This window comes from Priestia sp. YIM B13552, from assembly GCF_042787775.1.
GTDB lineage: Bacteria > Bacillota > Bacilli > Bacillales > Bacillaceae_H > Priestia > Priestia megaterium_E.
In genome coordinates this window covers 312,315-326,385 of sequence record NZ_JBHZOU010000001.1, presented here as the reverse complement: position 1 = coordinate 326,385, position 14,071 = coordinate 312,315, and the positions used below count along the sequence as shown (strand labels likewise).

The window sequence follows — 14,071 nt, the reverse complement described above, 5'->3', positions numbered from 1 at the left end:
CGAACTATGAAAGCTTTGCAAAACAAAATTTTAACAGATGGTATCGTATTATCGGACACGGTTTTAAAAGTAGACACATTTTTAAACCACCAAATGGATCCTGTATTAATGAAAGAAATTGGAGAAGAATTCGCTTCACGTTTTGAAGATGCAGGAATTACGAAGATTTTAACGATTGAATCATCAGGAATTGCTCCAGCGATTATGACCGCATTGAAGCTAAACGTTGAGATGGTGTTTGCCAGAAAAAGAAAATCTTTAACACTTCAAGACGGACTCATTACATCAAAAGTATATTCATTTACAAAAAAAGAAGAAAATGAAATTTCAGTTGCTGATAAATTTATTCGAGAAGATGACGTGATTTTAATTATTGATGACTTTTTAGCAAACGGCCAAGCTGCATTCGGCTTGATGGATATCGTACAAAAAGCAGGTGCTAAAGTAGGCGGCATTGGGATTGTTATTGAAAAAGCGTTCCAAGATGGAGGAAAACAAATTCGTAAATCAGGCGTTAAAGTAGAATCATTAGCACGCATTCAGTCTTTATCAAATGGTAAAGTTACATTTGCTGAAGATAAACCAACAGTGGAGGTTTAATATGAATAAAGGAAAAGTCTTTTCACTTGGTTTACAGCATGTTTTAGCTATGTACGGAGGTGCGATTGTTGTTCCGCTTATTGTTGGAGGAGCCATTGGCTTGACTCAGCAGCAGCTTACGTATTTAGTGGCGATTGACTTATTTATGTGTGGTGTGGCAACTCTGCTGCAAGTATGGAAAAATCGTTTTTTTGGAATTGGTCTTCCAGTTGTATTAGGGTGTACGTTTACTGCAGTAGGACCTATGATTTCAATTGGAGGTTCTTACGGCGTTTCTTCCATATATGGTTCTATTATCGTCGCTGGTTTACTCATTGTCCTTCTTTCTGCTTTTTTAGGTAAATTGGTTAAGTTTTTCCCTCCTTTAGTTACGGGCTCGGTTGTAACGATTATTGGAATTACGTTAATTCCTGTAGCGATTAAAGATTTAGCCGGAGGAGAAGGAAGTAAAGATTTTGGCAGCTTGAGCAATTTAGGTTTAGGTTTTGGCGTTTTGTTATTAATTATTGTTCTGTATCGATTTACAAAAGGATTTATGCGCTCCGTCTCTGTGTTATTAGGATTAGTTGTTGGAACAATCGCAGCTTCTTTTATGGGAAAAGTAGATTTTTCCGGCGTAAAAGAAGAAGCGTGGGTTCATATGCCACATGTTTTGTACTTTGGGATGCCAACTTTTAATATTATGGCCATTCTGACAATGTTCCTTGTTTTACTTGTTGGTATTGTCGAGTCAACAGGCGTTTATTTTGCTGTTAGTGATATTTGTAAAAAAGAAGTGGATGAAAAAGATTTATCTAAAGGCTATCGTGCAGAAGGACTGGCGATTTTATTAGGCGGATTTTTTAACGCATTTCCTTATACAGCATATTCTCAAAATGTAGGACTTTTACAATTGTCAGGTGTTCGCACAAGAAATGTTATATTTGCAGCGAGTGGAATTTTAATCGTTTTGGGTTTTCTACCTAAAATCGCAGCCGTGACGACGGTTATCCCGAGCTCTGTCCTTGGTGGAGCAATGGTAGCTATGTTTGGAATGGTAATCTCTTCAGGTATTAAAATCCTTAGTCAAGTTGATTTAGCAAAACAAGAAAACCTTCTTGTGATTGCATGTTCGGTTGGCATGGGTCTAGGGGTGACGGTTGTACCTGAACTCTTCAAAAACTTACCAGATAGTCTTCAAGTTCTTACTGGAAGCGGTATTGTAATGGGGAGTTTTACAGCAATCTTTTTAAATATTGTCTTTAATATGATGAAATCACCACGTACGCAAGTTGCAGAAACAAAGTTAACAAATGAAGTAGTATCGAAATAAAAAGAGGCTAGGACAAAAATATTTTAGTTGAGAAGATCCGAACGATTAATCGTTCGGATCTTTTCATTGTTATGGGGAACATAGGCCTAATTTGTTCGTTTTTCCTATTAAGACCGTGTTTTGAAAAACAGTGTATAAAGCATTTTTCCCACATCAGGGTTTTTTGCCACTAATGAAATTTCTCTTTTGAATTTGAAGTCTGTAATGGGTAACGCTTTAATGGTTGAGCTTTGTAAATGGCGCATAAAAATTTCAGGCAGAATTGAAATACCTAAATTAGCTGAAATAAATCCCATAATACTTTGCGCAAATTCAATTTCATTGGCAATGGAAATTTTTAAGTTATGACGATTGTACGCTTTTTCTACTAGTGTCCGAACATCGCACCCTGGCGGGAGAACTACAATGGGTTCTTCTTTAAAATCTTTAAATGATACGCTTTCTTTTTCGGCTAACGGGTGCTGATCATTCACAAATAAATAAAAATCTTCTTTGAATAATAGTTTTGACCAGTAAGTATGTTGAACCTCTCGATCATCAAATAAAGCCCCATCAATTTGATTGCTTTCTAACTGCTCTAACAAATCATAATAGTGATGCGAGGTTTTTATATCAATATGGCGATTGTGATCTTTAGCAGAAGCCAGTTGATAAGGTAAGTAAAAAGCAGCCATACTCTGCCACGTTCCGATAGTTAAATCACAAGCTTCTTGCGTAGACACTAATTTTTTTTGAAGAGCATGAACGCTTGATAGTATGGATTCACCTTCTTGTAAAAGAATTTCACCTGCTGAGGTTAATTCTACTCCTGTAGCGGAGCGAATAAATAATGTTACCCCTAAATCTTCTTCTAGTTTTCTCATTTGCTTACTGAGCGCGGGCTGCGTCATATGCAGCTGTTCGCTTGCTTTGCTTAAGCTTTTTGTTTTGGCTGTTTCAATAAAAGACTCAAGCCATTCTGTTTTCATATTTATCACCTATAACCTTTTGTTATACCCATAGTATAGAAGGGAAGTTCTCATAAATCAATGAAGATGCTAGTGTATATAGTGTAGTTAACACAGCACAAAGAAATTCACACAACTAGGAGGATGAATGATGTATCCAAACAAACTATATATTAACGGTGAATGGACAACAACAGAAGAGAAAATTGATGTAGTCAATCCAGCAACAAAAGAAGTAATAGGACAAATTCCAAAGGCAGGCGCAAAGGAAGCAGCACTTGCCGCTGATGCAGCGGCTGCAGCTTTTAAAACATGGTCGAAAAGAACCGCTCAAGAGCGCAGTGCTATTTTAATGAGATGGCATCAACTAATTGAAAATCATAAAGATGAACTAGCAGAAATTATGACAACGGAACAAGGCAAACCATTTGCAGAAGCAAAAGGTGAAGTGCAGTATGGCAATGATTATATTGCTTGGTTTGCTGAAGAAGGAAAGCGTGTATACGGTGAAACGATTCCAGCTCATCATACGCATAAACGTATTACGGTTAAAAAACAGCCTGTCGGCGTTGTAGCAGCTATTACACCATGGAACTTCCCTGCAGCAATGATTACGCGTAAAGTGGCCCCAGCTCTTGCAGCAGGATGTACAATTGTTCTAAAACCATCTGAAGAAACACCATTTACAGCATATCGTTTAGTAGAGCTCGCAGAAGAAGCTGGAGTTCCAAAAGGTGTGATCAATGTTGTTACTGGAGATGCAGCAGCTATTGGTGACACATGGCAAAAAGACGGACGTATCCGAAAATTAACATTTACTGGTTCAACAGCGGTTGGCAAACATTTAATGCGCGGTGCTGCTGATACTGTGAAAAAATTATCGCTGGAATTAGGCGGTCACGCACCGTTTATCGTAACAGAAAATGCAGATTTAGACGCTGCTGTAAACGGCGTAATTGCTTCTAAGTTCGTAAACGCAGGTCAAACGTGCATCTGCACAAACCGCGTATATGTACAAGAATCCATTGCAGATGCTTTTGTTGAAAAATTTGCAGCAAAAGCGGCGGAATTAACAGTAGGAAATGGATTAGAAGAAGGTACACAAATTGGACCGTTAATTAACGATAAAGCGGTTGAGAAAGTAAAAGCACAAATTGCGGATGCAAAAAGTAAAGGAGCTAAAGTTGTGGTTGGCGGACAAGCTATAACAACTAAAAACGGTTTCTTTATGGAGCCGACAATTATTACAAATGTAACTGATGACATGAATTGCATGTTTGAAGAAACGTTTGGACCATTGGCACCTGTAGCAACATTCAAAACAGTAGAAGAAGCCGTAGAACGAGCAAACAATAGCCCTTATGGTTTAGCCGCTTACGTATTTACAGAAAACATTAAGGAAGCAACGTTTGTATCTGAAGAGTTAGAATACGGCATTGTAGGAGTAAATGATGGCTCTCCATCTGCAGCTCAAGCTCCATTCGGCGGCTTTAAAGAAAGTGGTCTTGGACGCGAAGGAAGTCATTACGGCATTGAAGATTATTTAGAAGTAAAATATATCTCAATGGGACTTTAATCAAAAGCAGAGGGACAAAAATATTTTAGTCGAAGTGAAATACGAACTAGCAACTAATAATCAAAATGGTTGGTTGTTAGTTCGTATTTTTTTGTTGTTAAGGTGGACGTAACTTTCAGGTGTTTCGTTGTGTCCTAGCTTTTTTTATGCACTTTTGTAAAGAAAATTTGGAATAATAGTTCTTTAGCGCAATTAATTGCATTTCTAGGGTGTCTGTGCAAGAATAAATATTTCAAAAATGGTTTAGCTTTGTCTAAAGCGTGGGTAATACAACAAATGCATATGATTGCTTGTTAGATGAAATGAAAAGCAGAACTTTACCACTGATAAATTACGCAAGCTAGAACCAAAATAGTAGTACTGAATGGTGAAAAATATAGGAGTTGATATAGATGATTACAGCAGAGAAAAACATAGTGAAATTTAAAGCAAAAGACGGACGTGAAGTCACTATTCGCCCTGCGCAGGCAAGCGATGCAGAGCATATTACAACAGCGGTAAGAGAAATTATTGAAGCCGGTGAATTTATTCAAAAAGATGAGCCGCGCACAGTCCAAGAAGAGCAAGATTTTATTGCATCAGTAGAAAAGAACAATCACATGTACGTTGTAGCTGAAGTCGAAGATGAAGTTCTTGGAATTGCACGTGTTCTTAGAGGCGAAATTAAAATGAAGCGCCACACGGGGCTCTTCCGTACATGGCTTATTTCAAAAGCACAGGGAATGGGAATAGGAAAACAATTTATGAATTATACGCTAAACTGGTGCAAAGAAAATAATCTTCATAAACTTTCTTTAACTGTGTTTGCTTCGAATAAAGTGGCATACGAATTGTATAAAAAGGTAGGATTTGAACAAGAAGGCGTTATGAAAGAACAAGCTTATTTCAACAATGAATATGTAGATGAAATCTATATGTCCATTTTCTTTTCATAAAAAATAAGCACTTATTTTCGTCAATCCATAAATTGTATCTGTACATTCAGATTATTTGCGCTATAATAAAAGTGCACAACAAACATACACTTCTTCAAAACGTAGACTTTCCTGAGTTACAGGAAAGTTTTTTTATGTTTCGCCTCCATTCCACTAAAAAAGAATTGAATAAATCCCCAGCTATTACAAATGTTAAATGTAACGCAATCAAAGAGGTGAAGTGTATGCCAAAGATTATCTCAGTTGGATTTGGAGTTCCCCCCTATGAATTAACTCAGCAAGACACGCTGCTATTTGCAAAAGAACTTTTTTCCGAATCGTTTAAAGATATTAATCGTCTGCTAACCGTTTTTCAAAATGGTCAAATTGAGAAACGTAATTTTGCCAAAGACTTATCTTGGTTTCAAGAAGACCATACATTTGAAGAAAAAAATGATGCTTTTATAGAATCTGCTGTTGAATTAGGTACAAAAGCAATTGAAGACTGCTTAACAAATAAGAACTATGTAAGTACCCCTTTGCCATGTGGAGAAATTGAGGCTATTTTTTATGTTTCAACAAGCGGTTTAGCTACGCCTAGCATTGAAGCACGAATTATGAATAAGCTTGCGTTCTCAGACCACACAAAACGAATTCCTATTTGGGGATTAGGGTGTGCTGGAGGAGCGGCTGGGCTTTCAAGAGCTTATGAGTATTGCAAAGCCTTTCCGCGTGCTAAAGTCCTTGTTTTATCCATTGAGCTTTGCAGTTTAACTTTTCAGCGAAATGATCGTTCAAAAAGCAACTTAATCGGTACGTCTTTATTTGCAGATGGAGTAGCGGCTGCTTTAGTCGCAGGTGACGAAGCTGATACCACTTTTGCCCTTGCAAAAAGCTATCCTTACATTTTACATACACAATCGACACTCATGCCCAATTCAGAAGATGTAATGGGGTGGGAGATCAAAAATGATGGACTATTTGTTGTCTTTTCAAAAGATATTCCCACGATTATCGATTCGTGGTTAGGCGGAGAAGTTGAGTCATTTTTACAAACACAGCATTTGACCAGTCGGGATTTAAAGCATTTTGTTGCTCATCCTGGAGGGAAAAAAGTGCTTGAAGCATATGTATCAACACTGTCGCTAAACGAAAATATGATTGCTGATTCCCTAGATGTACTTAAAAACCATGGAAACATGTCTTCCGCAACCGTTTTGTATGTATTAGACCGCTTTATGAAGAAAGAAATTTCGAGTGAAGAATACGGTTTATTAACAGCTCTTGGCCCTGGATTTAGTTCTGAAATGCTTCTATTAGAGTGGAGGTAAAGCGATTGTTTTTTTATAGCTTTTTTGTATTTATTATCTTACAGCGTCTATGTGAATTGGTTATTGCCAAAAGAAATGAAGCTTGGATGAAGAAGCAGGGAGCATACGAAGCTGGTCAAAGTCACTACAAATGGATGGTAAGCATGCATGCCGCTTTTTTTGCTGCTCTTTTTACGGAAGTGTATGTATTAAACGATGGAATGTATCACTTTTCTTTTTTGTTGTTTAGCTTTTTTGTGCTTGTGCAACTTGCAAGAATATGGGCTATTTCTTCGTTAGGAAAGTATTGGAATACAAAGATTATCGTTTTGCCTAATGCGAAGGTTGTGCTAAGAGGTCCTTATCGTTTTATGAAGCACCCTAACTATATGGTAGTAGCGGCAGAATTGGTGTTAGTTCCGCTTATGTTTCAGGCATACTGGACGTTAGCTATTTTTTCTGTTTTCAATTTGTGTATATTAGCTGTTAGAATTCCCTTAGAAGAGCAAGCGTTAACGAATGAAACAAATTACGGCGAAGTGATGCAAAACAGGGGACGTTTCTTTCCTGTAAAAAAATCTTAAAACTAATTGAAAATGATTATCTTTCATGATAAGATGAAACAAATGATAAAGATTATCAATTTCATCAAGTAGAAACGGTGGTGGACGTAATGGTTAGTCTTTTTGTGATCGGAGCTCTTGCTACATATGTTGGCGTCACAACGTATGTAATGAAAAATATTGAAAAAGCCCAAAAGGCGTAACATACATGCGATGAATAAAAAATACGATACAAAGCTGTCAAATTATTGACAGCTTTTTTTATTGTTTTTGTAACTAAAAATTCAGTTTTTTATGGGAAAACGCATGCGAATCAAGTAAAATAGAGAAAGAATAAGCAGAAATGAAGCTGGATAGAGAACATTTAAATACAGTCTTGAATGAGGCAAAAGGGGTAGAGTAATAATGGGTAAAGTGAGTGTGAAACATCAAGAAAATCTCCGATTGGAAGCATCTCTTTTTCATTTACATAAGCAATTTCAAGCAGCTGGAGATGAACAGCAGGCAGCAAAAGCAATACAGCTGTTAAAAAAGTGGGTGAACGGTGAATTTGTTGTAGCATTTTGCGGACATTTTTCGGCTGGAAAATCGAGCATGATTAACGAATTAATGGGGCAAGCAATTTTGCCTGCAAGTCCTATTCCAACAAGCGCAAACTTAGTATCAGTAAAAGCTGGGGATGAGCATGCAACCGTTTATTACCGCAAACAGCCGCCGGTGCGTTATGAAGCGCCTTATGAGTATGAGCAAATTAAGCAGTTTGCTGTCGATGGAGATGAAGTAGAGTCCATTCATTTATCGATAGATACAGATGCTATTCCTAAAAATGTTGTGGTGATGGACACACCGGGAATTGATTCAACAGATGATGCGCATCGTGTATCGACCGAGTCAGCTCTTCACTTAGCGGACGTTATTTTCTACGTGATGGATTATAATCATGTGCAGGCAGAATTAAATCTTCAATTTGCAAAACAGCTGCAAGAAGCTAATAAAACGCTTTATTTAATTGTAAATCAAATCGATAAACACCAAGAAGATCAGCTAACATTTCAAGCATTTAAAGAATCTGTAGAAACGTCATTTTTAAAGTGGAATGTGAGACCAGAAGGAATCTTCTATACGTCGTTAAAAGAGCCAACCAACCGTCATAACGACCTTTCGTACGTAAAATCTCTATTACTTGCTATGATGACGGAAAAAGAAAACCGACATCAGCATATTCAACATGCGATGCAAATGGTAATTGACGATCACCTTGCCTTTATTGAAGACCAAGAAGAAGAAAAGTTAACGATTCATGACGATCTGCGCCATAAGCTGACGCTTGAGAACCATGAAATCAATAAGCAGCAAAAAGAGCAGCTTCTCGAAAAAGAAGCGGAAATGAGGTGGGCTGAAAAGCAGCTAGCAGAAACGTACCAACAAGAAACAGGTAAGATACTAAGCAACGCCAATTTAACACCATATGAAATGAGAGAAAAAGCTAGGCTGTTTTTAGAAACGACAAAGCCTGATTTTAAAGTGGGTCTTTTATTTGCTAAGAAAAAGACCGAGGAAGTAAAAAAAGAGCGGCTGACGTTATTTTTTGATGATATGAAAGAACGTGCAGCTTCTCAGCTGCAGTGGCACTTGCAGCAATATGTGCAAGAGCTGGTGAAAAATCAAAATCTTACCGACCCGGATCTTATACGCCAGGTTCAGCAGTTTGAAATTCCGTTAGAGCCGCATGATTTAATTGAAACGGTAAAGGCAGGAGCTACAATTAATGGTGATTATGTTTTAACGTACGCAAAAGATGTAGCCGATCATATTAAGAAAAAAGCGACGCGATTATTATATGAGCTTTATGCGCAAATTGAACAAAGCAAAATCGAGCAAGATGAAGTAAAGCGTGAAAAAATTTATCAGCACTTGCAGGAATGTGAAGCATTTGAAGAAGCGTATACATCTCTTCAGGAAATGAAAGCAAAATTGGCACGTACAAAAGCTTTGCTTCAATCTTTACAGCAAACTGATGACGACCTAACGGCAGAAGATGCGAACGAGTTGTCATATATGTTACAAGAAGAATATGAAACGGGCATCATGAAAGCTGAAGAAAAGCATGAAGCCGTGAGTGAGCAGCAGTTAGTTTCAGAGCCTGAGGAAGCTGCGCATGAAACAGGAACAGAAAAGGTTCTTCAAGATGTATCAGCTGTTCTCGAACAGCTCCGTTCATTTGGAAAGTTAGACCGCTTTATTAACAGGCTTCAAGAAAAGCGTAAAAAGCTATCAAATCAAACGTTTACCGTAGCTTTATTCGGGGCGTTCAGTGCCGGTAAGTCATCTTTTGCTAATGCGTTGATTGGAGAAAGATTACTTCCTGTATCTCCGAACCCAACAACAGCAACCATCAATAAAATTATGCCTCCAACAGAAAAACGGCCGCATAAAACAGCTGTTGTGCAAATGAAAACAAACGAGCAGATGATCCAAGATTTAAATGGTGCACTTAAGCTGTTTCATCATGAAGTAGAATCAATTGACGAAGCGCTAACAATTATTCCAACCCTGCAGGCAACAGAAGAGCTGCAGCTGCATTTGTCGTTTTTACAGGCAGTAGAAAAAGGCTACGGCGAAGTCAAGCAGCATATCGGTTCAGAAGTAGTAGTGGATACGGAAGGATTTCATGATTATGTAGCCAAAGAAGAAAAAGCGTGCTTTGTTCAATTTATTAACCTGTATTATGACTGTGAATTTACTCGCTTAGGCATTACGCTCGTTGATACACCCGGAGCGGATTCAATCAATGCGAGGCACACGGGAGTAGCGTTTGAGTATATCAAAAATGCAGATGCCATTTTATTTGTAACGTATTATAATCATGCGTTTTCAAAAGCTGACCGCGAATTTCTTATTCAGCTTGGCCGTGTAAAAGATGTATTTGCGCTTGATAAAATGTTTTTCTTAGTAAATGCAGCGGACCTAGCCAGCTCGGATACAGAGCTGCAGTTAGTTCAGACGTACGTAAAAGAGCAGCTTGAACAGTATGGTATACGCTTTCCGCGCTTATACCCGGTATCAAGCTTACAGGCTTTGCAAAACCACGAGGATAAAATGTTTCTGCCATTCAAAAATGCGTTTTACCGCTTCATAAATTATGAATTACCAGAGCTTGCTATCCAAAGTGTTTATGCAGATTTCGAACAAATTTTAGCAGTTGCCAATGAAATGAAACAGGTGCAAACAAAATCAGAAGTGGATAAAAAGCGATACATTCAATCTCTTCACATAAAGAATGAGCAGGTAGCAGCAAAACTGCATGAAATTCATTTTGAATATGAACAACAGCAGTTTGACCGAGAATTAGAAGAACTTTTATTTTATGTGAAAAAACGTCTGTTTGTGAGGTACGATGACTTCTTTAAAGAAGCCTTCAGTCCGGCAAACTTAAGGGATGATCGAGGTGAAAAGCAAAAGCAGCTGCGCCTGTGTTTGCAGGAGTTATTAACGTCTATTTCCTTTGACGCAACGCAAGAAGTGCGTGCGACCACTTTGCGAATCGAAAAATACATCGTAAAATTAATCGAAGACTGGCATCGAATGATCATTACAAAGCTCCAGCGCTATGAACCGACGTTTACTCCAACGTTGAACTCGTTAGAGCCTCCAAATGGCAGTGAAGTTGTGACAAGTCATCAATTTGATGAGAATGAATCGTATCAAAAAGAGCTTTCACTGTATAAAAACAATAAAAGCTTTTTTGAAAAAAATGAGAAAGCAAAGCTTCACGCTGCTTTACTAGAACGTATTAAGCCAGAGGTTAATCACTACATTGCGAAAGAAGAAGCCGCTCTTCATTCACACTATACCCATTTAGTGAATCAGTACGTTTTAGCGCATAAACAGTCTGTGTCTGAAGAATGGTATGATTATTACAAACAGCTGCAAGCAGCCGTGTCTGAAGAATTTCCAATTCAAGAATTGGTAAGTACAATGACGGTGTTAGAACATGTATTGGAGGAAAGAAAGGGTCATTAATTTTTATGTCTACACACATAAATCAACGTTTACAGGAAATTGAAAAAGAATATAATGTGGAAATTTTGTTTGCATGTGAATCAGGCAGCCGTGCTTACGGACTCGACACGTCAACGAGTGATTTTGACGTTCGCTTTATATACAAATATAAAGCGTCACGCTATCTTCATCTCAATAGACCTCAGGAGGTCATTAATGTAGCAGAAGGCAATTATGATATGCAAGGGTGGGATTTGTACAAAACCATTTATTTGTTTGCAAAATCAAACCCTTCGCTTTATGAGTGGCTATGGTCGCCTCTTGTTTATTATCAGAAGCCATCGTTTGCTGAGCCACTGCGGCAAATGATGGCTCAATCATATTCCTTAAAAGCATTGGGATATCATTATTTTAAAATTTTAACGATAAATAGTAAAAGAAATCTGACATCTTCTGTTACAATAGAGGATATAAAAGTGATGCTTCAACTGATTCGTGCATTTTTATCACTGAAAGTAGTAGTAAAGCAGCGCAGTTTCCCTGTTATTTTATTTGCCGATTTATGTAAGCAGGCAAATCTCGACGATAGGCAGCAATCCATCATTGAGCAATTTGTACAGTGCAAGATAAGCCGGAAAGTTGCTTTTAATGAAAAGATGAAAAACTTTTTAGACAGCATTAAGAAAGAAGCTGCAGCGATAGAAAAAAGCTTAAAAGAATTACCGGAAAAGCAAATCAGTTATGAGGACATTAACTTATTTTTACTAACTCAGCATAATATAATGGAGGAACGAACATGAGTGTACATAAAGAAATTTCAGCCCATTCTAAAAAACAACACGAATTAGTACGTGCTTTTGCCAGCTTAGAAGCTCGACGCGAGCAAGCTATTGAAGCAGCTGTGCTTTTGTGTAAAGAAGGGAAACCCTTTTCTGTAGATGGTATTAATGCTGTAACAGCAGAAATTAATGAACTGTCTCAAAAATATACCATCATTCCAGGCCGTAAAGTAGTGACAGAAGAAATGGTTAAAGAGTACGTAGCAAGAATATAAACGTGCTAAGCTCTGGTGTTTTTACCTTAATTTGAACAGGATATGACGTACCGCTTGATCCATACTAATAGTGTACCAACGAGGTACAAATAGGAGGAGATAGCGATGGGTCGTCAAAAATTAGGTAATAAAAATGCGCAAGCGAATAACAATGCAAAGCATAATTATAACCAAGAGTTCTCTTCTGAGTTTAAAGCAAATCAGGCTCAAAAAGCAAAGCGTGCAAAAAGTGCAAATGACACTTATGCTGGGGAGTTTGCTTCTGAGTTCAACGTGCAACAAAACCAAAACAATTCTGTTAACAAGAAGTTAGAAGCTAATAAAAGTGCAAATAATCAATATGGCCAAGAATTCGGCTCTTATGCTGAAGTTGAATCTGCCAAAATGAATAATGCTGCACAAAAAAAGCGTAAAAAATAACAGAACTGTTTCCAAAAGCGCCGGGATTAGTCTGCTCTGTCAGCAGATTAGCCCGGCGTTTTTTGTTGGGCAATATTTGCTTGGGTACGAGATGTCAATCCATCGCAAACTATAGATGAGGTGAAGCAATATGAATAAAGGAATTGTCATTGCTCTTTCATCAATCGGTTTAGCCCAAGCCTTAAAAATCCCCATTAAAAAGTATCAAACAGGAAAATGGGATATGCGGATGATTGCTGCGTCGGGTGGAATGCCAAGCTCTCATTCAGCCGGCGTATCTTCTTTAGCGACCTATGTAGCGTTAAAAAGAGGTGTTTCTACGATTGATTTTGCGTTAGCATCTGTTTTTGGAATTATTGTGATGTACGATGCACAAGGAATTCGAAGGCAGACTGGCGAAATTACTATTAAAGTGAATACGTTAGATGAAGAAATTGAAAAGCTTGCGGGTCTTCCAGACGGAGGCTTTCACGATTTGACGGAACAGCGCTTGAAAGAAATGCTTGGGCATCAGCCCGAAGAAGTGATTGGCGGAGCCATTTTAGGAGTAGCACTTGGAGCGATTGGCTATTTTTTAGAAGGGAAATCATAGTCAAACAGCCAAAAGTAAGCTAAGATAAAGAAGAACCTTTGCAAAAGGATGGGACGAAAAAGTGACAAAAACAGCTCAAACCGTTGAAGAGTATCTTCTTTATCTTGAAGAAAAAGGCTTTCATTTAGCAGAAGATGCACGTGGATTTATTTCATTTGGTCAGCAGTATACGCGTGCAGCTGACGAGATGGTCATATTTACAATTGAATGGACACTAAAAGTACAAAAAGAATTTGACGGCAGTTTTTTTGTATCGCTCCTCGAGAATTTGACATCACATCGTATTAGCAATCAAAAACAAGCCATTCAATATTTAAAGTCATCAGGTATGATTTAAGCAGGATTACATTCCTGCTTCTTTTTGATTAATGGCTTGTCTTGCCAGCTGATCAGCACCTGCGTTTTGAGAGCTAGGGATCCACTTTATAAAAAATAACTCAAATTGACTGGACAATTTGAGGGCTTCTTCCAGTAAAGGAGCAAACGCTTTATTTTTAACGTATTCTTGGTTCATTGCGCGGTCTACTAGCTGAGAGTCCGTTCGAAAAGATACGCTCGTATACTTTTTTTCTAAACAAATTTTTAATGCATGAAGAAGTGCATGGTACTCTGCTTCATGATTCGTCATTGTCCCAAGAGCAATAGCGTAACGATGATGTTCACCATTTCCTTTAATTAAAATACCAGCTCCAGAAGGACCAGGGTTACCAGCAGTGGCTCCGTCTATATAAACTTCAATCATCATACAGCCTCCTTGTTAAAACAATATAAGCTTAAACCA

Annotated in this window: 14 protein-coding genes; 12 read left to right on the top strand and 2 right to left on the bottom strand. The window is 38.0% G+C overall.

Annotation, left to right across the window (positions count from 1 at the left end):
* Nucleotides 1-6 precede the first annotated feature (6 nt).
* Both ACFX40_RS01625 and ACFX40_RS01620 read left to right on the top strand, forming a co-directional pair.
* Nucleotides 7-600 (top strand): xanthine phosphoribosyltransferase, encoded by a 594-nt coding sequence (locus tag ACFX40_RS01625; RefSeq protein WP_028408002.1) that lies wholly within the window; start codon nt 7-9, stop codon nt 598-600.
* Nucleotide 601: 1 nt separating this feature from the next.
* The gene (locus ACFX40_RS01620) at nt 602-1,912 is read left to right on the top strand and encodes a nucleobase:cation symporter-2 family protein (protein ID WP_028408003.1); all 1,311 of its coding nucleotides are present in this window, start codon (nt 602-604) and stop codon (nt 1,910-1,912) included.
* A 107-nt stretch (nt 1,913-2,019) separates the two neighbouring features.
* Here ACFX40_RS01620 and ACFX40_RS01615 read toward each other — a convergent pair whose 3' ends face one another.
* Entirely contained in the window at nt 2,020-2,880 is an 861-nt protein-coding gene (locus tag ACFX40_RS01615; protein ID WP_060746045.1) for a LysR family transcriptional regulator, read from the bottom strand.
* Between the two features lie 130 nt (nt 2,881-3,010).
* Here ACFX40_RS01615 and ACFX40_RS01610 point away from each other — a divergent pair, with 130 nt between their 5' ends.
* From ACFX40_RS01610 to ACFX40_RS01565, 10 genes are all read left to right on the top strand, one after another.
* A complete protein-coding gene (locus tag ACFX40_RS01610) occupies nt 3,011-4,435 on the top strand; it encodes an NAD-dependent succinate-semialdehyde dehydrogenase (protein WP_377253944.1) in 1,425 nt (474 codons plus the stop codon).
* A gap of 392 nt (nt 4,436-4,827) precedes the next feature.
* Nucleotides 4,828-5,370: a GNAT family N-acetyltransferase gene (locus ACFX40_RS01605; RefSeq protein ID WP_060746043.1), complete on the top strand. Its 543-nt coding sequence runs from the start codon at nt 4,828-4,830 to the stop codon at nt 5,368-5,370.
* 224 nt (nt 5,371-5,594) lie between these two features.
* Nucleotides 5,595-6,680, top strand: coding sequence for a type III polyketide synthase (locus tag ACFX40_RS01600; RefSeq protein ID WP_028408006.1), 1,086 nt, complete (start codon nt 5,595-5,597; stop codon nt 6,678-6,680).
* 5 nt (nt 6,681-6,685) lie between these two features.
* Nucleotides 6,686-7,243 (top strand): isoprenylcysteine carboxyl methyltransferase family protein, encoded by a 558-nt coding sequence (locus tag ACFX40_RS01595; protein WP_098333575.1) that lies wholly within the window; start codon nt 6,686-6,688, stop codon nt 7,241-7,243.
* A gap of 384 nt (nt 7,244-7,627) precedes the next feature.
* Complete coding sequence (locus ACFX40_RS01590) at nt 7,628-11,245, top strand: dynamin family protein (RefSeq protein WP_098526289.1); 3,618 nt, start codon at nt 7,628-7,630, stop codon at nt 11,243-11,245.
* 5 nt (nt 11,246-11,250) lie between these two features.
* Nucleotides 11,251-12,024, top strand: a complete 774-nt coding sequence (locus ACFX40_RS01585; protein WP_028408008.1) for a nucleotidyltransferase domain-containing protein — start codon at nt 11,251-11,253, stop codon at nt 12,022-12,024.
* A complete protein-coding gene (locus ACFX40_RS01580; RefSeq protein WP_013082381.1) occupies nt 12,021-12,278 on the top strand; it encodes a DUF2533 family protein in 258 nt (85 codons plus the stop codon). The genes ACFX40_RS01585 and ACFX40_RS01580 overlap by 4 nt, the downstream gene beginning before the upstream one ends.
* 105 nt (nt 12,279-12,383) lie before the next feature.
* Nucleotides 12,384-12,698, top strand: a complete 315-nt coding sequence (locus tag ACFX40_RS01575; protein WP_013056168.1) for a hypothetical protein — start codon at nt 12,384-12,386, stop codon at nt 12,696-12,698.
* A 130-nt stretch (nt 12,699-12,828) separates the two neighbouring features.
* Nucleotides 12,829-13,290 carry a divergent PAP2 family protein gene (locus ACFX40_RS01570; RefSeq protein ID WP_013056169.1) on the top strand — a complete coding sequence of 154 codons (462 nt, stop codon included), beginning with the start codon at nt 12,829-12,831 and terminating at the stop codon, nt 13,288-13,290.
* 61 nt (nt 13,291-13,351) lie between these two features.
* Nucleotides 13,352-13,627 carry a DUF6123 family protein gene (locus tag ACFX40_RS01565; protein WP_028408009.1) on the top strand — a complete coding sequence of 92 codons (276 nt, stop codon included), beginning with the start codon at nt 13,352-13,354 and terminating at the stop codon, nt 13,625-13,627.
* 6 nt (nt 13,628-13,633) lie between these two features.
* Here the strand turns inward: ACFX40_RS01565 and ACFX40_RS01560 are convergent, their stop codons facing one another.
* Nucleotides 13,634-14,032 carry a reverse transcriptase-like protein gene (locus ACFX40_RS01560; protein ID WP_016763502.1) on the bottom strand — a complete coding sequence of 133 codons (399 nt, stop codon included), beginning with the start codon at nt 14,030-14,032 and terminating at the stop codon, nt 13,634-13,636.
* Between the last annotated feature and the right edge of the window lie 39 nt (nt 14,033-14,071).